At 57.7% G+C, this 20968-nt stretch carries 16 protein-coding genes; 10 read left to right on the top strand and 6 right to left on the bottom strand.

The genetic code is table 11. The features are described 5' to 3' along the window. Positions 1-16: 16 nt before the first annotated feature. Positions 17-481, bottom strand: a complete 465-nt coding sequence (gene ruvX / locus ACR0M3_RS03910) for a Holliday junction resolvase RuvX (RefSeq protein ID WP_267365234.1) — start codon at positions 479-481, stop codon at positions 17-19. Beyond that, a complete protein-coding gene (gene ccmI, locus ACR0M3_RS03905; RefSeq protein WP_480909785.1) occupies positions 478-1698 on the bottom strand; it encodes a c-type cytochrome biogenesis protein CcmI in 1221 nt (406 codons plus the stop codon). Before ccmI ends, ruvX begins: the two co-directional genes overlap by 4 nt. A gap of 176 nt (positions 1699-1874) precedes the next feature. Here ccmI and ACR0M3_RS03900 point away from each other — a divergent pair, with 176 nt between their 5' ends. From ACR0M3_RS03900 to ACR0M3_RS03880, 5 genes are all read left to right on the top strand, one after another. Next, entirely contained in the window at positions 1875-3119 is a 1245-nt protein-coding gene (locus ACR0M3_RS03900) for a sarcosine oxidase subunit beta family protein (protein WP_267365236.1), read from the top strand. A 75-nt stretch (positions 3120-3194) separates the two neighbouring features. After that, the gene (locus ACR0M3_RS03895; protein ID WP_480473438.1) at positions 3195-3524 is read left to right on the top strand and encodes a sarcosine oxidase subunit delta; all 330 of its coding nucleotides are present in this window, start codon (positions 3195-3197) and stop codon (positions 3522-3524) included. A 67-nt stretch (positions 3525-3591) separates the two neighbouring features. Continuing rightward, positions 3592-6606 carry a sarcosine oxidase subunit alpha family protein gene (locus tag ACR0M3_RS03890; protein ID WP_480909784.1) on the top strand — a complete coding sequence of 1005 codons (3015 nt, stop codon included), beginning with the start codon at positions 3592-3594 and terminating at the stop codon, positions 6604-6606. After that, positions 6599-7165, top strand: coding sequence for a sarcosine oxidase subunit gamma (locus ACR0M3_RS03885; RefSeq protein ID WP_480480299.1), 567 nt, complete (start codon positions 6599-6601; stop codon positions 7163-7165). Before ACR0M3_RS03890 ends, ACR0M3_RS03885 begins: the two co-directional genes overlap by 8 nt. Before the next feature lie 1132 nt (positions 7166-8297). After that, a complete protein-coding gene (locus ACR0M3_RS03880) occupies positions 8298-8801 on the top strand; it encodes a hypothetical protein (protein ID WP_480480301.1) in 504 nt (167 codons plus the stop codon). A gap of 71 nt (positions 8802-8872) precedes the next feature. Here ACR0M3_RS03880 and ACR0M3_RS03875 read toward each other — a convergent pair whose 3' ends face one another. After that, positions 8873-9628, bottom strand: a complete 756-nt coding sequence (locus tag ACR0M3_RS03875) for an FkbM family methyltransferase (protein WP_480538155.1) — start codon at positions 9626-9628, stop codon at positions 8873-8875. Positions 9629-9728: 100 nt separating this feature from the next. On the opposite strand from ACR0M3_RS03875, the gene ACR0M3_RS03870 reads away from it, so the two are divergent. Together ACR0M3_RS03870 and ACR0M3_RS03865 are read left to right on the top strand one after the other, a co-directional pair. Then, positions 9729-10328, top strand: a complete 600-nt coding sequence (locus ACR0M3_RS03870; protein WP_170704218.1) for a superoxide dismutase — start codon at positions 9729-9731, stop codon at positions 10326-10328. Between the two features lie 4 nt (positions 10329-10332). Continuing rightward, positions 10333-11211, top strand: coding sequence for a metallophosphoesterase (locus ACR0M3_RS03865; protein ID WP_480909783.1), 879 nt, complete (start codon positions 10333-10335; stop codon positions 11209-11211). Positions 11212-11315: 104 nt separating this feature from the next. On the opposite strand, the gene ACR0M3_RS03860 is transcribed toward ACR0M3_RS03865, so the two are convergent. Further along, positions 11316-11867, bottom strand: a complete 552-nt coding sequence (locus tag ACR0M3_RS03860) for an LOG family protein (protein ID WP_480909782.1) — start codon at positions 11865-11867, stop codon at positions 11316-11318. Between the two features lie 127 nt (positions 11868-11994). Here ACR0M3_RS03860 and ACR0M3_RS03855 point away from each other — a divergent pair, with 127 nt between their 5' ends. Genes ACR0M3_RS03855 through ACR0M3_RS03845 form a run of 3 tightly spaced genes read left to right on the top strand, consistent with a single transcriptional unit; the run spans position 11995 to position 15715 of the window. Further along, the gene (locus ACR0M3_RS03855; RefSeq protein ID WP_480909781.1) at positions 11995-13377 is read left to right on the top strand and encodes a LysM peptidoglycan-binding domain-containing protein; all 1383 of its coding nucleotides are present in this window, start codon (positions 11995-11997) and stop codon (positions 13375-13377) included. Positions 13378-13435: 58 nt separating this feature from the next. Then, entirely contained in the window at positions 13436-15259 is a 1824-nt protein-coding gene (locus ACR0M3_RS03850; RefSeq protein ID WP_480485233.1) for an ABCB family ABC transporter ATP-binding protein/permease, read from the top strand. 57 nt (positions 15260-15316) lie between these two features. Beyond that, a complete protein-coding gene (locus ACR0M3_RS03845; protein ID WP_480485235.1) occupies positions 15317-15715 on the top strand; it encodes a DUF2147 domain-containing protein in 399 nt (132 codons plus the stop codon). A 43-nt stretch (positions 15716-15758) separates the two neighbouring features. On the opposite strand, the gene ACR0M3_RS03840 is transcribed toward ACR0M3_RS03845, so the two are convergent. Then, the gene (locus ACR0M3_RS03840; protein ID WP_480909780.1) at positions 15759-19538 is read right to left on the bottom strand and encodes an efflux RND transporter permease subunit; all 3780 of its coding nucleotides are present in this window, start codon (positions 19536-19538) and stop codon (positions 15759-15761) included. Further along, on the bottom strand, positions 19535-20761 hold the full coding sequence (locus tag ACR0M3_RS03835) for an efflux RND transporter periplasmic adaptor subunit (RefSeq protein ID WP_480909779.1): 1227 nt from the start codon (positions 20759-20761) through the stop codon (positions 19535-19537). The genes ACR0M3_RS03840 and ACR0M3_RS03835 overlap by 4 nt, the downstream gene beginning before the upstream one ends. Positions 20762-20968 lie beyond the last annotated feature (207 nt).

The raw sequence follows: 20968 nt of genomic DNA, 5'->3' as shown, positions 1-20968 counted from the left end.
ATCGGTCTCCGACCTGTTACAAAAAGCGCAGCCTGTCCAGCGCTCCCTGCAAGATATAACCTGCTGCAACGTGATCAATAACCTGTCCGCGACGTTTTCGTGACGTATCCGCCTCAAGCAGTGCTTTTTCTGCCGCAACCGTACTCAGCCGTTCATCCCAGAATCCGATAGGTAATTCCGTCAGACGGGACAGGTTTCGCGCAAATGCCCGCGTAGATTGGCAGCGCGGCCCCTCTGTGCCGTCCATGTTTTTGGGAAGACCCAACAGAATGCCGCCAATCTCGCGATCCGTTGCAATTTCAATCAACCGGGCGGAATCGAGTGTGAATTTCTTGCGCCTTACAGTCTCCAACGGGCTGGCCACGCCCCGCATCCGGTCGGAGACTGCGACACCGATGGTCTTTTCGCCCAGATCCAGCCCAATCAGCGCTTGCATCGGGGGCAGCGCCTTGGCGAAGTCTTCGAACACGTCGTGGATCATTTCGCAATCCCGGCTTGCAGGGCTGCGGCACCAATGATCTGCAACGCCTCGGTGTTTCCGGCAAACACCTCCAGCGCCTCATTGTGGATATCCATGGCCCGTTGGCCCTGACCCAGAACACCCAGTGCGGCGATCAAACGAGCCCATTCCTCGGGCGCGCCGCCTTCTGTCGCCAGGCGGTCGGACAACTGATCCACCATTCCCTGAATCATCTGCTGCCGTTCCTCGGGGCTCATTTCCGCTGCTGCGGCCATATCTTCGCGACTTGGGCCGGACGGTGCGCTCAGGTCCGGTGCATTGAAAACCCCTGCCCGAAAGGCCAACTCATCAATCTGATCCCGGATCGCGCCTGCCCATGGTGCGCCTGCCGGGGCTTCCCTCAGCGTTTCAACCCAAATGCGGTAGGCAAGGTCTGGTCGACCTGTCTGAACCAACATTTGCCCCCAATAGTATCGGGCCGGGCCATAATGGGGATCGCGTTTCAAAGCTTCGGCAAGGGCCTGTTCAGCTTCGGGCGACACGTATCCACCCGCAGCCAGGATCATCATCTCGGCAAAATCCGCGTAATGCTCGGCTGTGGCTGCGTCGCCTGACAGTTCGATCACCCTTTGTTGCGCGGTATATCCGTCCTTGAAGTTCCCTGAATTGGTCTCATGCTGCGCCAAAAGCATCTGCCCCTGCAAATCATCCGGGCGGGCCGCAACGGTCTCTCGCAACTGCTTGAGAAGGGACGCGTAATTTTCGTCAAGCTGCGCCGCTTGAGGTGGGGTTGCCAGTTCTTCTGCGGCGCTCTGGGACGGACGATTGGCGCGCACCTCCTCGGCCAGTTCCAGCCGCGCGGTCAGGGGCATATCGGGCAACCCGACGGCACCAATACGATGATACATCGCCATCGCGCCCCCGATGATGATCAGCATGACAACCGGGATTGTCACAATCGAGACGGTCCGAGATGGCCCGGCACCCGAGCCACCCTTTTTCATCTGTTCGTCAGCGGCAAGAATTCGTCGGGAGATTTCGGTGCGGACCCGTTCCGCATCTGCCTCACCAATCACCCCGCGCGCCAGATCCCGGTCCACACCGGTCAGCTGTTCGCGATACACCCGCAGATCGTACGCCGCCGCAGGTTCATCCCCGCGGCGTTTGCGCAGCAATGTGAAGCTCAGAAATGCCGCAATCAGAAGCGCGACAAGAAAAATCAGAACCCAGAACGTCATGGCCCCTCCGAAGATACTGCCCTGACTTAGACCTGTGGGGCGTCCGACAAAAGGGACAAATGGCCGCGAATGAACGACATGTCGCAATAGTGCGATATTGCGGCGTTGCGCGGCGCGGTTAAACTGTCGCCGCGCGGCATATCTGCGCGCAATCACCGAACCGGATGGATTCGCTTATGAAACACTACTCAGCCTTTGCTGTCGCGCGGGAGGCCCTGCGCTATCACACCGGATGGGAACGCGCCTGGCGTTCGCCCGAGCCCAAGAAACGTTATGACGTCATCATCATCGGTGCTGGCGGGCATGGTCTTGCGACCGCGTATTACCTTGGCAAGAACTACGGCATTCAGAATGTCGCGGTGATCGAAAAAGGCTGGCTGGGTGGTGGTAACACGGGTCGAAACACAACGATCATCCGTTCGAACTACCTGCAGGATCCTTCAGCGGCGATCTACGAGAAAGCACGTGGCCTTTATGAGGATCTGAGCCAGGATCTGAACTACAACATCATGTTCAGCCCGCGTGGCGTGATCATGCTGGCGCAGACCCAGCATGAGATTCGCGGCTATCAGCGCACGGCCCATGCAAACGCCCTTCAAGGTGTGAAGACCGAATGGATCGGACCCGAACGCGTCAAGCAACTTGTGCCTATCATCAATCTGGACGGTCCCCGCTATCCGGTTCTGGGCGGGCTCTGGCAGGAACGCGGGGGCACTGCGCGTCACGATGCCGTGGCGTGGGGCTATGCGCGCGCCTGTTCGGCGATGGGTATGGATATCATCCAACAATGCGAGGTCACCGGCGTACGCTCGGAAAACGGTCGTGTCGTCGGCGTGGACACCACCAAGGGTGCCATCGATTGTGACAAGCTGGGTATCGTCGTTGCGGGCCACTCCGGTCAACTGGCCGAGATGGCGGGCTTCCGTCTCCCGCTGGAAGCCGTCGCATTGCAGGCACTGGTATCCGAACCCATCAAACCCTGCATGGATGTGGTCGTGATGGCCAACACCGTTCACGGCTACATGTCGCAGTCTGACAAGGGTGAGATGGTGATCGGTGGTGGGACCGACGGGTTCAACAACTTCACCCAGCGTGGCAGCTTCCATCATATCGAGGAAACCGTCCGCGCCTTGGTCGAAACCTTCCCGATGATCTCGCGCCTGAAGATGCTGCGCCAGTGGGGTGGGATTGTGGACATGACCGGTGACCGCTCGCCTATCCTGTCGAAAACTCCGCTGCAGGGCTGCTTTATCAATGGGGGCTGGGGCACCGGCGGCTTTAAGGCAATCCCTGGCTCGGGCTGGGGCATGGCGCAGCTGATGGCCACAGGTCATTCACCTTTGACCGAGGCCTTCTCGCTGGACCGCTTCAAGGAAGGCCGCTTCATCGATGAAAGCGTGGCCGCCGGGGTGGCCCACTGAAGGTGGGTCCGAGGTTGCCAAGAAACAGAATTCTGGTTGGCCGCTGCGCCAACCAACCGCCAAAAGGATGACAACATGCTGATCCTGAATTGCCCTTACTGCGGCGTTGATGCCGAAGAAACAGAACTGGCCGCCGGTGGCGAGGCGCATCTGAAGCGTTTTGGTCCCGGCTCGTCGGATGACGAGTTCCACGACTACCTGTTCATGCGCGAAAACCCCAAAGGCGTACACTTTGAACGCTGGCGCCATGCCAATGGCTGTGGCAAGTGGTTTCACGCGGCGCGCTGCACAAGCACGCTAGAAGTGTTTGGCACTTACACGGCTCAGACCTCCGAGCCACCGCAGGACATCAAAGAGGCCATCGCCGCAAAGCGTCCCGGATGGACCTGGAGAGAGTTCTCCTGATGCTTCATCTTTTCAAAAATACTCCCGCCGGAGGCTCCGACGCCTCCACCCGCGAAAGGTCCGCACAATGAGCACCCGTCTCGCAAAACAAGGCCGGCTGATTGACCGGTCGAAAAAGGTCACATTTACCTTCAATGGCACGTCGATGCAGGGCTATGAGGGCGACACGCTTGCCTCGGCGCTGCTGGCCAACGATCAGATGATGATGGGCCGGTCGTTCAAATACCACCGCCCCCGCGGCGTTGTCGCCAGCGGTGCGGAAGAGCCAAACGCTCTGGTCGGGCTGGGGCAGGGCAACCGGTTTGAACCGAACCAGCGCGCCACCACGACCGAGCTGTTCAACGGCCTGACTGCGGTTTCGCAAAACCATTGGCCAAGCCTTGAACACGACATCGGCGCGGTGAATACGGCATTCGCCCGGTTCCTGCCGGCTGGCTTCTACTACAAGACGTTCATCCACCCCAAACCGTTCTGGAAGCACGTCTACGAGCCGTTCATCCGTCAGTCTGCCGGTCTGGGCAAAGCGCCCGACAAGGACAGCCGCGATGCCGATACCTATGAGCACTTCTATGCCTTCACCGATGTTCTGGTCATCGGTGGCGGTGTGGCTGGCCTACAATCGGCAAAGGCGGCGGCAGCTTCGGGTGCCAAGGTTCTGCTGATCGAGCAGAGCGCGTATTGGGGCGGTCGCGCTCCGGTTGACGGCGGCACAGTCAATGATGAGCCTGTGGATAAGTTCGTGGAGCAATTGGTTTCCGAACTCGAAACAATGGACAACGTCACCATGCGCTCTCGCTGCATGGGCGCGGGTGTTTATGACCATGGTTACGTTCTGGGTTATGAGCGCCTGACAGACCACACGCCGGGCGTGCAGGGCCCGCGCCACCGCCTTTGGCGTATCCGCGCCAAGCAAATTGTGACTGCAACCGGCGCAATTGAACGCCCGTTGTCCTTTGCGGGTAACGATGTTCCGGGTGTGATGCTGGCCTCGGCCATGCGCGATTATGCCGTGAACTGGGGTGTAACCCCGGGCGAACGTGTCATCGTCGCCACCAACAATGACGACGCCTATCGCACCGCGATTACGCTGAAGCAAGCGGGTGTGGATGTTTTGCGTATTGTTGACGCACGGGCAACGGCTGGACCTTTGGCAGAGGAAGCCCGCCAGTTGGGTATCCGCGTCGATCCGGGCAAGGCCATTGCCAAGGTCAAGGGCGGCAAGCGCGTCAAAAAAGTCGCCATCTGCAACCAGGAAGGTGTTGGAGGCGCTCGTGAAGAGGTTGAAGCAGATGCAGTGGCCATGTCGGGCGGCTGGTCGCCGGTCGTTCATATGTGGTCTCATTGCGGTGGCAAGCTGACCTGGGATGACGCGAATGCCTTTTTCCGCCCCGATCCCTCACGCCCGCCGCTGGGCGCAAATGGTGAGGGCTTTGTTCTGGCCGCCGGGGCATCGAATGGCGCGTTGGCGCTGGGCGATGTTCTGACTGACGCCCACACTGTAGGAAAAGCAGCAGCCAAGGCGGCCGGGTTCAAGCCGAAAAACATCAAGGCTCCGGTTGGCGAAACCACTGCAGAAGCACCGATGGAGGCTGTCTGGCTGATGCCGGCAAACGCCGAAATCCAGCTGCGCATGAAATCCTGGCTCGACTTCCAGAACGACGTCAAAGTCTCGGACGTGCAGCTGGCCGCGCGCGAGGGCTATGAGAGCGTTGAGCACACCAAGCGTTACACCACACTTGGTATGGCGACGGATCAGGGTAAGTTGAGCAACATCAATGGCTTGGCGATCCTCGCTGATGCGTTGGAGTCCGAAATCCCGAAGGTCGGCACCACGACCTTCCGCCCGCCTTATACACCCATCTCGATGGGCGCGATCGGCGGTGAAGCGCGGGGTGAAGTGTTCCAGCCGATCCGTCAGACCCCAATGCACAACTGGCACGACAAGAACGGCGCGGACTGGGAGCCGGTCGGCCACTGGCGCCGGACCTACGCCTATGTCCGTCCTGGTGAATCCGTGCATGACGCCGTGAACCGTGAGGTGAAGAACACCCGCGAAAACCTTGGCCTGCTGGACGCCTCGACGCTGGGCAAGCTGATCGTCAAAGGCCCCGACGCTGGCAAGTTTCTGGACATGTTGTACACCAACATGATGTCCACGCTGAAGGTCGGAAAATGCCGCTATGGCCTGATGTGCTCGGAAAACGGCTTTCTGATCGACGACGGCGTGGTCGCACGCATCGATGAGGACACATGGCTGTGCCACACCACCACCGGCGGTGCCGAGCGTATCCATGGTCACATGGAAGAATGGCTACAAACCGAATGGTGGGACTGGAAAGTCTATGTCGCCAACGTGACCGAGCAATATGCTCAGGTCGCTGTAGTCGGCCCCAATGCCCGTAAGGTTCTTGAAAAGCTGGGCGGCATGGATGTCAGCCGCGAGGCGCTGCCCTTCATGGAATGGCGCGATGGCAAGATCGGCGCGTTCGACTGCCGCGCCTATCGCATCTCGTTCTCGGGCGAGTTGTCCTACGAGATCGCCGTTCCCGCCTCGCAGGGTCAGGCGTTCTGGGATGCCCTGATGGAAGCAGGCAAGGAATTCGGTGTGATGCCTTATGGCACAGAATGTCTGCACATTCTTCGGGCCGAGAAGGGCTTTATCATGATCGGCGACGAGACCGACGGCACCGTGATCCCGCAGGATCTTGGGCTGCACTGGGCGCTGTCGAAAAAGAAAGAGGACTACCTCGGTAAACGCGCCCATTTGCGCAGCCATATGGCGGACCCCGAGCGCTGGAAACTGGTTGGGCTTGAGACTGTGGATGGTTCTGTTCTGCCTGATGGCGCATATGCAGTGGGCGAGGGTGTGAATGCCAATGGTCAGCGCAATATGATCGGGCGGGTCACCTCGACCTATTACTCGGCCAACCTCGGTAAAGGGATCGCTATGGGCCTGATCAAGCACGGCCCGGACCGGATGGGCGACGTGGTCGAGTTCCCGGGCACCGACGGCAAAACCTACAAAGCCAAGATCGTGGACCCGATCTTCTTCGACAAGGACGGGGAGAAGCAGAATGTCTGAACCCATCAGCGCATTGAACCACGCCAGCTATGATGGCATCGCCAATGTCAGGGAATGTGGCCTGCAGGGTATGATCACCCTGCGCGGTGACTTGTCCGACAAAAGCCTCGCCAAGGCCGTCAAGGACGCGACTGGGCAGAACGTACCCGGTCAGCGCGAGGCGCTGGTCAGCGGAGATACCGGCGTATGCTGGATGTCACCGGACGAGCTGCTGGTGCTGGTCCCTTATGCCGAGGTCGAGGCCAAACTGGCCGCAATTATCAAAGCTTTGGGAAAAACTCACGCACTGGCCGTCAACGTCTCGGATGCCCGCGCGGTCTTCACAATATCAGGCGCCAGCGCACGAGAAGTGTTGGGCAAAGTCGCTCCGGTTGATCTGTCGGCCGAGGCCTTCCAACTCGGCCAAATCCGCCGTTCGCGCCTGGCGCAAGTGGCAGGTGCGTTCTGGATGGACGATGCCGAAACTTTCCGCGTGGTCTGCTTCCGTTCGGCTGCGGATTACGTTTTCAAACTGCTGAAGGTTGCGGCGCAACCGGGCAGTGAGGTTGGCGTTTACTGACCTGTCTACACATCTGACGTTTTATTCGATGGCCGCCTCGTCCTGGACAGGCGGCCATCGAATTTTGTGCTGCTGCAAAGCGATTTGAGTGTGGGACACACAACAGGGTCTGTCGAGAATTTCGTTGCGCGATTTCTCCTGTTGCGGGAGCGGTGTGATTGGGCTAACGATCACCAAAAGGCTGAAAAATAAGAACTTTATTATGAATTTCTTTAGACTAATCGCAAGCGGCTTAATTGCTATTTCAACTATACCTAATGTGGCCATAGCCGAGACTTATTCAGAGACATTTGAGTGTGTTTTTGCCAAAGGCCTGGCAAATCGGCCAACTCCGACCCGCGTTGTTTTTTCAGTTGACGTGTACGGGCGCCAGGCGTTGCTCCACGAAGTTGAAATGCGGGGTATAGACACGCCGAAAAGATCGGCTTCTATCAACAGAAACAGCTTTCGGGTACTTTCGATCAGTTGGCCGGGCGACGCCTATACGTTTTCACGAACTGGCAGACGAACCAGAAGCGGTGACCCTCGCAGGATGGTTCTTGATTTAGGGCGCCAAGAGTTTTCGATTTTCCTGAATCGCGAAACAATGAAGGCAATAGCCAGCTCGAATTCGGATGTACAATCTTCACATGACGGAAACGCAAACGGGATCTGCGTTGAGATACCATTCCAAAGGTAAGGAAAGAGCGGAGTAATACTTTGAAAAAGATAGCATTTGCATTGACGCTTGGACTGTTGTCCACACCTGTTGTTTCAGCTTCTCAAACCTTTACAGAGACGTATGAGTGCAAGTTTGGCCATGGCCTTGTCAACAAACCGACTCCCGAATTCCTTGTGTTTTCGGTCGATGAATATGGTCGTTCCGCCTATATCCATGAGATCGAGATGCCAGATATCGATACACAGCCAGGACCAGCCAGGGTCAAGCGCGACAGTATTCGAAACTTGTCGGTTGCCTGGGTCGGTCGAGACTATGTCTATTCTGCGACTGGCAGAAGCTACGCGTCGAACGAGTCGCGTATTGACGCGATCGATCTACTCAATCACGAGTTCACAGTGTTTCTGGACCGCCGAACTTTGAAGGCGACCACACGATCAACCTCACACAGTGCGTACCTGCCGCGAGATGGTTTTGCCCGAGGAAAATGCAAACAGATACCCACACCATCCAGTTGACAAAAAGGTGCTGAAAATGAAAAGAAAATTTCTTGCTATTGGTTTTTCTGTATTGGCCGCTGCCGCGCAAGCCGAAGTTGCGAACTATATGTGTGAGCTTCATAGTATGGAAGCTCGGGGGTGGATCCCGCCCGAGGTTTGGCTGAGTGTTGATGCTGAAAACAAGCGTGCTCGGGCTTATGATTGGGTGATCGGCGAAGACAACAGATCGGCGGGTAGGAACGAACAGCAACCCAAGGACACCAAGTTCAAGGTCAACCGACGCGGTGAATACCAGATGAATTGGCGGGTCAGCCTCATGGCGAACTCGGGCGGTCAAGTGCGTGTGTCCTACACCGCAATGATGAACCCGCAAACGAATGAGTTCGAGATGATTGCGCGTTTTCCGCAGGCGAATGTAACTAACCGGCCAAGCGGTGTCGGACGCTGCAAAGCGGTCAATACCCACACGCTATACTGATATTCGGATCGCGGAAGGGGGGAGCGTTTCGCGCGTTCTTCCCAATCCGCAGACAGCTGTTTCTGATCGTACTAGGACGTGAAAAGATAGGTCTGGAAGCGGGTCAAGGCACCCTCATCCGTCATCGAGTGATCTGACGCAGCACCTTCCCGCTGGCATGTATCGTAAAACGACAATAGGTCGGCCAGATGCTTCATTCTGTCGGCTCGGTCTTCCTCATTCAGTAGTGGCGCATGTGTTGACAGCAGCAATGGGGGACGATGCTGTTTGAGCCAGGGTATTAGCGTGGGAAGTACAAAAAACTCCGCGCCTTCAATGTCCATTTTGACCAGTGAAACCTTCGACAGATCACAGGTCGACTGGAACTGCTCCCATGTAATCGTCAGCGCGTCATTCCCATGGGCTTCATTGTGCAGCAGGGATGTGGTCGAATCCCCGGGCTCACCCCAGACCGACGCCATGCGGGCCACGCCGAACTTGTCAGACAAAGCGACCCCGAAGGCTGAGACATTCCTGATCTGGTTCAGGTCCAGATTCCACGCCAGAAATCGATAGGCCGAAGGATCTGGCTCAAAACACCAGACATGGCGAGCCTTGCGCGCGCCGTATAAAACGGTCGGTCCGATCCATGCGCCGATATCCAGGTAATCGCTTTCAGGCGAAAGATACCGGTCGAGAACAGCAAAGGTTTCAGGCTCCCACTGGCCTGTGGAGGCTTTGCGCCAGAACTTTGAGTGATAAGGGTCCAGACGAAACGGCTCACCGTTCAGGTTGCCCGCATAGTAACCGCGGGCGCGGTAGAACATCTTGCGCGCCTGTGTCAGCATCGCCTGCCTCCGGGTTTTCTTGTCTCGGCCCTTGACCTGCGGCGGCTGCCAAAGCATTTAACCTTGGGAACCGCAACTCAAATTTATACAGGGGGCCGACATGGCTTTTGAACTTCCTGATCTTCCTTATGCACATGACGCGCTGGCAGCCAAGGGTATGTCCGCGGAAACACTGGAATATCACCACGATCTGCACCACAAAGCCTATGTCGACAATGGCAATAAACTGATCGCCGGCACCGAATGGGACGGCAAGTCGCTGGAAGAGATCATCGTTGGCACCTACGACGCAAATGCCGTCGCGCAGAACGGTATCTTCAACAACATCAGCCAGCTGTGGAACCACAACCAGTTCTGGGAAATGATGGGCCCCGGCGACAACGCCATGCCCGGTGAGCTTGAGAAAGCTCTGACCGAAAGCTTTGGTTCGGTCGACGAATTCAAATCGCAGTTCAGCGCCGCTGGTGCCGGTCAGTTCGGCTCGGGCTGGGCGTGGCTGGTCAAGAACGCGGATGGTTCGCTGGCCGTGACAAAGACCGAAAACGGCGTGAATCCGCTGTGCTTTGGTCAGACTGCGCTGCTGGGTTGTGACGTTTGGGAACACTCATACTACATCGACTTCCGCAACAAACGTCCGGCTTATCTGTCGAACTTCCTCGACAATCTGGTGAACTGGGAAAACGTCGCGTCGCGGATGTAAGTCATTGAACCGACGCCGGTTTATCAAGGGCCTGCTGGCGGTGACGCTGGCAGGCCTAATCACATCAGTCTACGGGTTTTTCATCGAACCCGGCCTGCGGCTACGCGTGCGAAAATGGCGCGTCCGGCGAGAGGATTGGACTGCGCCGCCGCTCAGGATTGCCGTACTGGCAGATTTGCATCTGGGCGAACCTTTGGTCGGGCTGGACCGAATAAAACAGGTGGTACGGCGTACGAATGCGCTTGCGCCGGATATGATCCTGCTTCTGGGTGATTTCTTCGCAAGCCACAAAGGCGTTTTGCGTCCTGTCGAAATGAAAGATCTGGCACCGGTTCTTGCCAACCTTGAGGCCAAGAACGGCGTCTTTGCTGTACTTGGCAATCACGACTGGTGGGATGACCGGCAGGCGCAGCGCCGTGGTGCTGGCCCCAACCAATATGCCGATGCGCTGGAGCAGAGCGGAATTACGGTTTTGTCGAATACCGCCATCAAGCTAGAAGCTCTTGGTTTCTGGTTGGCGGGTCTTGAAGATCAGCTTGCGATCTGGCGCAACGGTAAACCGCAGGGGCTGGATGATCTGTCGGGGACACTGGCGCAAATCACCGATGATGCCCCGGTTGTGATGATGGCGCATGAGCCCGACATCTTCCCTCAAGTGCCCGACAGGGTGGCTTTGACGCTATCCGGTCATACGCATGGCGGTCAGATCCGCCTGTTTGGCTGGTCGCCGATCGTGCCCTCTAGATACGGCAACAGATATGCCTATGGGCATGTGCGCGAAGGCGGGCGTGATCTGGTTGTGTCCGGCGGAATCGGATGTTCCATCCTTCCGGTTCGATTTGGTGTAACCCCCGAGATCACGGTTATCGAACTGTCTGCCTAAAGACCTGAGGCTTCACCAAATCGACCAGCCCAATGTCTTGCCCGCATATGTGCGGCAACGATGCACAGCTGCTTTCGGTCAGACTCTTTCGCGACCTGCCGGGCTTACCGCAGCTTGTCGCGCAGGGCCGTCATCGCTGTTTCTGCATCTTCAGCCCAAATGACAAAGTCACCCAGTGATCGATCAGCAAAGCCTTGCCCGATCACCTGATGCAACAGGGTTTTCAACGCATCCCAATAGCCGTTCACATTGACGATGACGATGGGTTTGTCGTGCAGGCCCAGCTGCCGCCAGGTCAGTGCTTCGAACAGTTCGTCCAGTGATCCTGGCCCGCCGGGCAGGACAACCACGGCGTCAGCATTCATGATCATGACCTTTTTCCGCTCGTGCATGGTTTCTGTGATCACGAAATGGGTCAGGTCGGTCTTGCCGACCTCTCGTTTGACCAGATACACCGGAATGACGCCAAAGGTCTCGCCACCGGCCTGTTGCGCGGCCCGGGCGACTTCGCCCATCAGCCCGACATCTCCGGCACCGTAAACCAGCCGCCAGCCTTCCTGCGCAAGAAGGCGGCCAAACTGTCGTGCGGTTTCAGAATAAGCCTTCTCGGCCCCATTGCGTGACCCGCAATACACACAGACGGATTTCTGAGACATGAAAGAGACGCTCCGGGGTTGTGTCAGAGGTTTTGACCCCTGATAGCGGGATTGATAGATTGGCTCAACTGTCCGCTGGAAGGCTTTTGAAGACAAAGCTTTTGTACGGCGGGGTGAAAGGAAAACAATGGACGCCAAATCGGGAAACGGAAGCTCGGGCAATTTTGTCTGGGGTGTGATTGCGGGTCTGGTTGCCGTGCTGGGCGTTGGGGGTTTGTATCTGTCCGGCGCTTTCACCAGAGCGCCAGAGCCTGAGGCGGGCGCACCGCAGGAACCCGCGTCCGTTGCAGCCACGCAACCGCAGGACCAAGCGGTCGAAGCGCCCGCGGAAACTACCACAACAGAACCAGCTGAGCAGGCCGCCGTAACACCGGATGAGGCACCAACCGCTGAACCCGCAGAAGACACGGCTGCGGCAACAGATGTTGTTCCAGACGCAGATACTGCAACGGCCCCGACGGAAGAGAATGCACAGGCACCCACGGCCCCCCCGGTTTTAGATCAGATTTTTGTTGAAGCAGATGGAACGGCGCTTTTGTCAGGTGACGCCGAGCCGGGCAGCCAGATTGAAGTTCTCCTGAACGGTGAAACCATACACACATTCACGGTGGATAGTAGTGGGCAGTTCGCCGAGTTCGTCTCGATCCCCTTCAGCGATGCCGCGCAGGGGCTAATCCTGCACGGCAAAAACGGCGGGCAAACAACCCGGTCTGACGACTATCTGATCGCCGCTCTGCCGAAGCCAGTTGAAGAAGAGCCGGTTGCGCAGCAAACTGACGCTGCCGATCAGGGCGAAACAACCAAAGCTGAAGAACAGATAGCCTCGGCGGTTGTTGATCCAGAGACCGAAACCCCAGTTGAGACCGAAACATCAGACCCTGTAGCCACCGCGCCAGAAACCAGCGAAGCGCAGGTTGCCGACCAGTCGGCAGAGACATCTGAAACGGGTCAGCAGATCGCGGTACTGCGGTCGGGCGAAGAAGGCGTTGAACTCGTGCAACCGCCCGTAGTTCGGGATACCCCGCCGGAACAGGTCGCGCTGGATACCATCGGGTATTCTGAGACCGGTGATGTTCAGTTGACCGGGCGAGTGCAGGACGGGGCGGCCATCAGGGTATATCTGGACAATCGTCTGGTTGCTGACCTCGCTCCGGAACAGGATGGATCCTGGCGGAGTGATCTGGACGGCATCGACCCCGGTGTTTACACGTTGCGTGTTGACGCTGTGAACACGGACGGGACAGTTCGCAGCCGGGTCGAAACCCCGTTCAAACGCGAGCCTGTGGAAGTGTTAGAAGCTGCAACGGGTGGCGGTGACGGAACGGCCGGGCAGGACAATGCACCGGCAATCCGGTCGGTCACTGTGCAACGGGGCGACACGCTGTGGGCGATCTCGCGTGACCGCTTTGGCGATGGCATCCTGTATGTGCGCCTGTTCGAAGCCAACCGCGACTTGATCCGCGACCCGGATCTGATCTATCCGGGGCAAATCTTTACGATACCGGAATAATCAACGCACTGGCCCGTTGCGGGCCAGAGCCTTTCTCTGACCGCAGACAAGGTACGTGATGAGACGAACATCTCCGATGGCCTCGAGTGACGGGGTGCAGAGCGGCGAGCGCAGTTCAGGCTGGCGGACAATCCGCAAGGTTGCGCCCTACCTCTGGCCGCAGGACGAGGTTTGGGTAAAGCGCCGCGTGGTTATCGCAATGGCGATGCTGGTTCTGGCCAAACTGATCGCGGTCTATACCCCGATCCTATACAAAGGCGCCGTTGATTCTTTGGCAGGTGAAGGCGTGCCGCCGCTGGCGCTGGGCGCAGTGGGTGTGACGGTTGCCTACGGCGTGGCGCGTATGATGACGGTTGGGTTCCAGCAACTGCGGGACGCCGCCTTTGCACCTGTCGGACAGCGGGCCTTGCGGGCGCTGGCGTTGGAGACGTTCCGGCATATCCATAACCTGTCCATGCGCTATCACGTCTCGCGCCGCACCGGCGGGCTGAGCCGTATCATCGAGAGGGGCGTCAAAGGCGTGGAATTCCTGCTGCGATTCCTGCTGTTCTCGATCGGGCCGCTGATCCTGGAACTGTTGCTGGTTGCGATCATCCTGATGTGGTTGTTCGACGTCTGGTATCTGGTCGTCGTCGCCGTCACCATCGGCCTTTATATCTGGTTCACCTTTGCCGTGACCGAATGGCGGGTAAAGCTGCGGCGTGAGATGAACGATCAGGACACCGAAGCCAATCAGCGCGCCATTGACAGTTTGCTGAACTTCGAAACCGTCAAGTATTTCAACGCGGAAGCGCGCGAAGCTGCACGTTACGACGTGTCGATGAAAGCCTATGCCGGCGCGGCGCTGAAAACGGCCTATTCGCTGGCGTTTCTGAATTTTGGCCAATCCTTCCTGATCACCTGCGGCCTGATCGGAGTCATGGTTCTGGCCGCAATTGGCGTTCAGAATGGGAACCTGACCGTGGGCGATTTTGTCATGGTCAACGCGTATATGATCCAGATCACCGTACCGCTGAACTTTCTGGGGACGGTCTATCGTGAGATCCGGCAATCGCTGGTTGATATGGGGCAGATGTTTGATCTGCTCGAACAACCCGCCGAAGTCACCGATCAGCCTGATGCACCCGAGCTTGTTGTCAAAGGTGGTGAGGTCACACTTGAAGATGTGCATTTTGGGTATGACCCCGAAAGGGAAATCCTCAAGGGTGTTTCCTTGATGGTTCCGGCCGGACAGACGGTCGCAATCGTCGGGGCGACTGGGTCTGGCAAGTCGACCATCGGGCGGCTGTTGTTCCGGTTTTACGACGTGACCAAAGGCGCGCTGAAGATCGACGGGCAGGATGTGCGGAATGTGACCCAGACCAGCCTGCATGCAGCGATCGGCGTTGTGCCACAGGATACAGTGCTGTTTAATGACACTATTCGCTACAACATTGCGTATGGGCGCGACGATGCCACCCCTGAGGATGTCGAGGCCGCAGCCCGCGCCGCCCAGATTCATGACTTTATCACTTCGCTGCCCGACGGGTACGACACCATGGTGGGTGAGCGCGGTCTGAAACTGTCCGGCGGCGAAAAGCAAAGGGTTGGCATAGCGCGGACATTGCTGAAGAACCCTCCGATCCTGTTGCTGGACGAGGCGACCTCGGCCCTGGATACCGACACGGAACAGGACATCAAGGATGCGCTGGCGCGCGCAGGGGAAGGGCGGACCGTGATCACGATTGCCCATCGCCTCAGCACCATTGCCGAGGCTGATCGGATTGTTGTTCTTGAGGCCGGTGAGATCATCGAACAGGGCACACATGACGAGCTGTTGGCACGGTCTGGGCGATATGCTCAACTGTGGAACCGCCAGCAGTCGGACAGTGAGGCCGCCTGAGGGGCTCATCTTGCCCGCGGAATGTGCTAGGATGCGCCGTGCATGAAGGGGAACGCCATGATCAATGGATTAGCAAGACGAATAGTACCTGTCGCTGTTGCGGTTCTTCTTCCGGCTATGGTCGCGGCTGACCCGATCGAGGGCGTTTGGAAAACCGAGCCTGATCGAAAGAACCTGATCTCGCATATCCAGATATCCGCCTGCGCGGACAAGTTCTGCGGCACGATACTTTCGGCTTTTGATTCATCGGGCAAAGAAGTTCAAACGCCGAATATTGGGAAAAAGCTGTTCTGGGATGTGTCCAGCGAAGGCGGTGGAAAATACGGCGGGGGTGAGTTCTGGGTTCCCCTGATCGACGTTGACGCTGTTCCACAGATGACGTTGCAGGGAAACAGCCTCATGGTCAAAGGCTGTGAACACGCGATTTGCGCGCACCAGACATGGTCCAGATTGTGACGACCGAAAACGAAAAGGACCGGGAAACCCGGTCCTTTCATTCTTATTCTGCGGCTTTTAGCGGCGATCCCGGAACCTGATCTATAGGCTCGTCTCGTGACCGGACTTCGGATTGTGACGGTTCGTCCCACACAATCTCGGTCGCCTGTAGTTTGCGGGCCGAGCGACCAATAGCCATGTCCTGCGCGATCTGACTGGACCGCCCCGCAGTCACACGGGCAAGCCCGCGGCTGAGCCAGACAGCGTAAGTTGTCACCCAGACACGCAGGGCCAGAAGTGACGGCGTCACGATCAGCGTGAGAACAGTGGCGATGCCAAGACCGAAGACAACCGCTGTGGCCAGCTGTTTCCACCACAGGGCAGTGGGACTGTCGATGGAATAGCCGCCATTGATAAAGTCCAGCGAAAGCCCAAACATCATCGGGGTCAAACCGGCCATCGTGGTCAACGTGGTCAGCAAAACCGGGCGGATGCGGGATTCCGCAGTGCGGACGATTGCATCGATCCTTGGCATATAGGCGCTGTATTCCTGATAGGTATCGATCAGAACAATGTTGTTGTTCACCACAATTCCTGCCAGCGCAACGATGCCGGTGCCCGTCATGATGATCGAAAAGGGTTGCTCCATCACGATCATGCCGATCAGAACCCCGGTGGTCGAAAGAACAACCGCCAACAGCACCAGCACCGAATTGTAGAACGAGTTGAACTGGGCCAGCAGGATCACGAACATCAGCCCCAATGCGCCCATGAAGGCGTTCACCAGAAATGCGCCGGATTCTTCCTGCTCTTCCTGATCACCGGTCCATTGCCAGCTGATCGAGTTGGCAAAGGGGCTGGTTTCCAACCATTCGGTCAGAACTGCGATCCGCTCATTCGGGTTGATCAGGGCGAACTGCGCGTCTCCTGCGTCAATCACGCTACGCAGTTGATCAATACTCTCTGCACCGGTCAGTTGAACCAGTTCGTAGGACTTTCCACCGTCGCCGTCCAGCACGGTGCCGGTAGGAGTATAACCGTCGGTCACTTCACGCATTACGGCCAGACGTTCTTCTTTCCCGTCCGGCCCTTTGGTCACAACCTTGCTCAGCCCCGGTTCGACATCCGCCTTGACGTCATAATAACGTTGCTGGTCGACACGGTTGATCTGGGCCAGTTTCGCCACGGGTTCCCGGGTCACGAAGTTCGACAGCGGAACCAACCCGTCCGGAGTGCGGACCTTGAGCGTGTCCAATGTCGACAGCACGCGATCCTGTTCCGGCAATCGGACACGGATCTCGATCTCTTCATCCGTGCTGTCGGGGCGCATCTCACCCAGCAGGATGCCGCGTGTTACCAACTGCACCATGGCACCGACGGTGGCCACATCAGCACCGAACCGGCCGGCCTTGGCCACGTCGACGTCGATCTGCCAGTCGATGCCCGGCAAGGGCAGGGTGTCTTCGGTTTTGATCAGCCCCGGCGTTTCGTCAAAGACCTGGCGCGCGGTGACGGTGGCCGATGTAAGCTCGTCCCAACCATCCCCCTTGATGCGCAGGTGAACGGGCTTGGCCGAGGCTGGGCCCTGTTCCAATGCCAGAATTTCAACAACGATACCGGGTATTGTCGCAAGTTTGTCGTTAAGATCGTCGATTACGTAATCGCCATCAAATTCAGGAGCTACAAAGTGGCGTTCAAACAATCCCCACAAAGCGGATTCTGAAACGTTCGGGCGATCTTCCCATGGGATAATTTCGAACTGGACGCGCCCCACCGTATCGGCCGGTGCCTGCGCGCCGCCGGTATTCTGGTTCAGACCGCCTTCGCCTGCAAAGGAAAAGACGTTGATTACTGCCGGATGAGATCCAATGATCTGTTCAGCCTGCAGCACCATCTCGTCTTTTTCGGCCAGTGACAGGTTGCCACGGGCACGGACGTAAGCAGTTGCCTGTTCCGGTTCGCTTTCAACGAAGAATTCGACACCTCGGGATTCCTGCGGGAACCAGACGAAGGTCACGAAATACACGGCAGAGAAAACTGCCGCCAGCGACACGATCGGCATGATCGGGTTGCCGACAAGGAACCCGATCACATGTCCGAAAGGTGTGTGTTCGTCCGCCGTGTGAACGTGGTTTTCTTCCGCCCGCTCGAACTTGGCTGCGCTCAGCGTTACAGACCCGGCAAAGGCCCCGAACAGGAACAGCAGGGCACCAGCGACCACTCCTCCGGGCAGCAGATAGTCAGGGTTCAGAACCTGCATCGCACCCAGGAAAATCATGTAGAGCGACGGGGGTACCATCACTGCCCGAACCCACCACCGGGTACGCGCCCGGAGCCAGTTCGAAGACCGGTCGAAAACACGGCTCAGACGCCCCGAAACGCCTCCCATGACCGGCAGGTAGATCAGCGCCACAATCAGCGAAGCCGACAGAACAAAGATCAGCGTGACCGGCAGCATCCCCATGAATTCGCCCGGTATACCGGGCCAGAACAGCATGGGCAGAAAGGCACATAGCGTCGTCGCGGTCGAGGATACGATGGGCCAGAACATACGTTGGGCCGCCTCGACATAGGCATGCATCGGGCCGACACCTTCCTTGATGCGTTTGTCTGCGTATTCCACCACCACGATGGCACCGTCGACCAGCATCCCCACGGCCAGGATGAGGCCGAACATAACGATGTTCGAGATACTGATGCCCATGACCGCAAGAAACGCGAAACACAGAAGGAACGAGGTCGGGATCGCAAAACCGACCAAAAGCGCGGCCCTCGTACCCAAAGATGCCAGAACCACGATCATCACCAGGGCGATTGCAGTCAGAACCGAGCCTTCAAGCTGGCTGACCATTGAACCGACAATGCGGCTCTGGTCGTTTGACGTCCCAAGCTCGACCGCCGCCTGAAGCTCGGGCGGCCATTTTGTCTTGGCCTCAGCAATGGTTTCCTTCACCTGCGTTACGGTGTCGATCAGGTTATATCCCTTGCGTTTGACAACCTGCAGCGCGACGGTCGCTTCGCCGTTGAAACGGGCGGTACCTTCGCGATCTTCAAAAGTGTAGTTGATCTGTGCAAGCTCACCCAGCGTTACAACCCGGTCGCCATTGACCTTGACCGGCAAGGCATAGACATCCTGCGCCGTTTTGAATGACGATGGGATCTTGACCGAGAATGTACCCTGTGCGGTTTCGACTTCGCCCGCTGCGATCAACTGGTTGTTGTTTCGCACGACATTGATCAACTCGGCCGCGGTCACGTTGTACGCCTCAAGCCGCAGGGGGTCGATGATGACCTCAAGCAACTCGTCACGATTGCCCGCGATACCCGCTTCGAGAACGGAATCCAGCGCCTCAAGCTCGTCCTGCAAATCCTTGGCGACACGGGCCATTGTGCGTTCCGGAACAGCTCCGGTCAGGTTGACGATGACGATCGGGAATTCGGAAAAGTTGATTTCCGTCAGCGAGTATTGTTCCGCACCTTCAGGGAAATCAGCCTGGGCCGTGTTCATGGCATCGCGCACGTCCGCCATGATCGAGGTCTTGTCCCAGCCGAATTCAAACTCCAGCGCGACCCCGGCATAGCCTTCGGCCGCAGTCGAAGACATTTCCTTGAGCCCGTCGAGATCCGCCAGTTCGGTCTCCATTGGCTTGACCAGAAGGTTTTCCGAATCTTCCGCTGAAATCCCGGGAAACTGCACCGAAACGAAAAGGGCAGGGATTTCGATATCCGGTTCACCCTCTTTCGGAAGCGAGACATAGGCTAAGCCGCCTACGACCAGTGAAATGGCGATGAACGCCATTACCATTCGGGCCCTGCCTGCGGCCCATGCGACGATACCCGTCATTGCGAGGCTTCCCGATAAGTTGGTGCAACGGTAACACCGCGGATCACGAATTCCTGCCCGACCACGATGATATCAACCGTTTCCGGTAAGCCGTCGATCCAGACACCTTCGGCGGTGTCGCGCAGGATGCGGACTGGCATGAAGTCAACAACGTTGCCTGCGCCAACTGTGCGCACACCCAATTGCCCTTCGTTGCTGAGTGTCAGCGCCGATTGCGGCAGCAGGTGGGCTTTCGTTCCTTCTGCCGCGATGAGGATGGTGGCGGTCTGACCGTCGCGAATGGTCAAGTCTGGGTTCGGAACGGTGATTTCCACCTCGAATGTACGTGTTGTCTCGTCCGCGGACCGGCTGAGGAACGTGACCCGACCGCCCAGTTGCCGACCGGTCACAAGTGTTGCCGATGCTTCGGACCCAACAAGCACCCGATTGACTTCGGTCTCGGGCACGAAGCCGACCAGCTTGATCGGGTCCAGTTGAATGACAGTCGCGCAAAGTGATCCAGGCTGCATCAGGCTGCCCAGTTCTGCAGTGTCGCTTTCCAGCAAACCCTTGAAGGGGGCTTTGATGGTCAGGCGGCCAACCTCTCGCTGTGCGGCCTCGACTGCTGCTGCGGCGGCTTCGATACCTGCACGCGTGGCTTCCAACCCGGCTTCGGCTGTTTTCACACCGGCTTTCGCAGAGCTCATCACCGCTTCGCTGGAGATGCGGCGGGTTTCCGACGCATATCCGGTTTCAGCCAGTTTGCGCGAGGCAGTCAGATTGATCTCGGCCTCGGCCACAAGCGCATGTGCCTCTGTCAGGCGTGCTTCGGCTTCGGGGATGCGGCTCTGGGCTTCCAGTTTGCCCGCCATGGCTTCGGCCAGTTGTGCCGGGCGCGTGCCGGGATCAAGTTCGCATAATATGTCACCGGCGTCTACAAACGCACCTTTGCGTTTGGGCTCAGAGATAACGGTGGACGTGGTTTCTGAAAGCACTTCGACCTGCCGGTTCGCCTTGGTCTGACCACGCAGCAGCACGGCGCTGTCAATTTCGCGCGCTTTCGAGCGCACGGCGACAACGCCCACGGCAGAGATATCGGAGTTTTCGGTTTCTGCTGCTTCGTCTTGTGTTGCTTCCACGGCATCACCGCGTCCGGCAAAGGCGAACAAGGTGTCACGTTCAAACACCAGAAAATACAGTGCAACAATCACGAGAAGGGCGTTGATGAATGAAATCAAACGCATACAGTGTTTCTCCTAAGAATCTGCGCCATTAATACTTGGGCTGTCACGCCATGAAATGGGGTCTGTTCGGCATCTTTTCCATACTGAACTGAATAGTTCGGTTTGCATTTTTTCGCAAGAGGGAAGCAAAGCGGTCAAAATGTGCAAAATCGAACCCTTGGCTTGGCGTTGGTGCCGGGGTATGACATGGCGCACTTACACAAGATA

The organism is Ruegeria sp. O5 (assembly GCF_056535105.1).
Note: the sequence above shows the minus strand (reverse complement) of the source record. Positions and strands in the feature narration are given on the sequence as shown.

Bases quoted from the DNA above. Each gene is read 5' to 3' on its own strand.
- ruvX (WP_267365234.1), bottom strand. From the start codon at position 481: ATGATCCACGACGTGTTCGAAGACTTCGCCAAGGCGCTGCCCCCGATG.
- ccmI (WP_480909785.1), bottom strand. From the start codon at position 1,698: ATGACGTTCTGGGTTCTGATTTTTCTTGTCGCGCTTCTGATTGCGGCA.
- ACR0M3_RS03900 (WP_267365236.1), top strand. From the start codon at position 1,875: ATGAAACACTACTCAGCCTTTGCTGTCGCGCGGGAGGCCCTGCGCTAT.
- ACR0M3_RS03895 (WP_480473438.1), top strand. From the start codon at position 3,195: ATGCTGATCCTGAATTGCCCTTACTGCGGCGTTGATGCCGAAGAAACA.
- ACR0M3_RS03890 (WP_480909784.1), top strand. From the start codon at position 3,592: ATGAGCACCCGTCTCGCAAAACAAGGCCGGCTGATTGACCGGTCGAAA.
- ACR0M3_RS03885 (WP_480480299.1), top strand. From the start codon at position 6,599: ATGTCTGAACCCATCAGCGCATTGAACCACGCCAGCTATGATGGCATC.
- ACR0M3_RS03875 (WP_480538155.1), bottom strand. From the start codon at position 9,628: ATGCTGACACAGGCGCGCAAGATGTTCTACCGCGCCCGCGGTTACTAT.
- ACR0M3_RS03870 (WP_170704218.1), top strand. From the start codon at position 9,729: ATGGCTTTTGAACTTCCTGATCTTCCTTATGCACATGACGCGCTGGCA.
- ACR0M3_RS03860 (WP_480909782.1), bottom strand. From the start codon at position 11,867: ATGTCTCAGAAATCCGTCTGTGTGTATTGCGGGTCACGCAATGGGGCC.
- ACR0M3_RS03855 (WP_480909781.1), top strand. From the start codon at position 11,995: ATGGACGCCAAATCGGGAAACGGAAGCTCGGGCAATTTTGTCTGGGGT.
- ACR0M3_RS03850 (WP_480485233.1), top strand. From the start codon at position 13,436: ATGAGACGAACATCTCCGATGGCCTCGAGTGACGGGGTGCAGAGCGGC.
- ACR0M3_RS03845 (WP_480485235.1), top strand. From the start codon at position 15,317: ATGATCAATGGATTAGCAAGACGAATAGTACCTGTCGCTGTTGCGGTT.
- ACR0M3_RS03840 (WP_480909780.1), bottom strand. From the start codon at position 19,538: ATGACGGGTATCGTCGCATGGGCCGCAGGCAGGGCCCGAATGGTAATG.
- ACR0M3_RS03835 (WP_480909779.1), bottom strand. From the start codon at position 20,761: ATGCGTTTGATTTCATTCATCAACGCCCTTCTCGTGATTGTTGCACTG.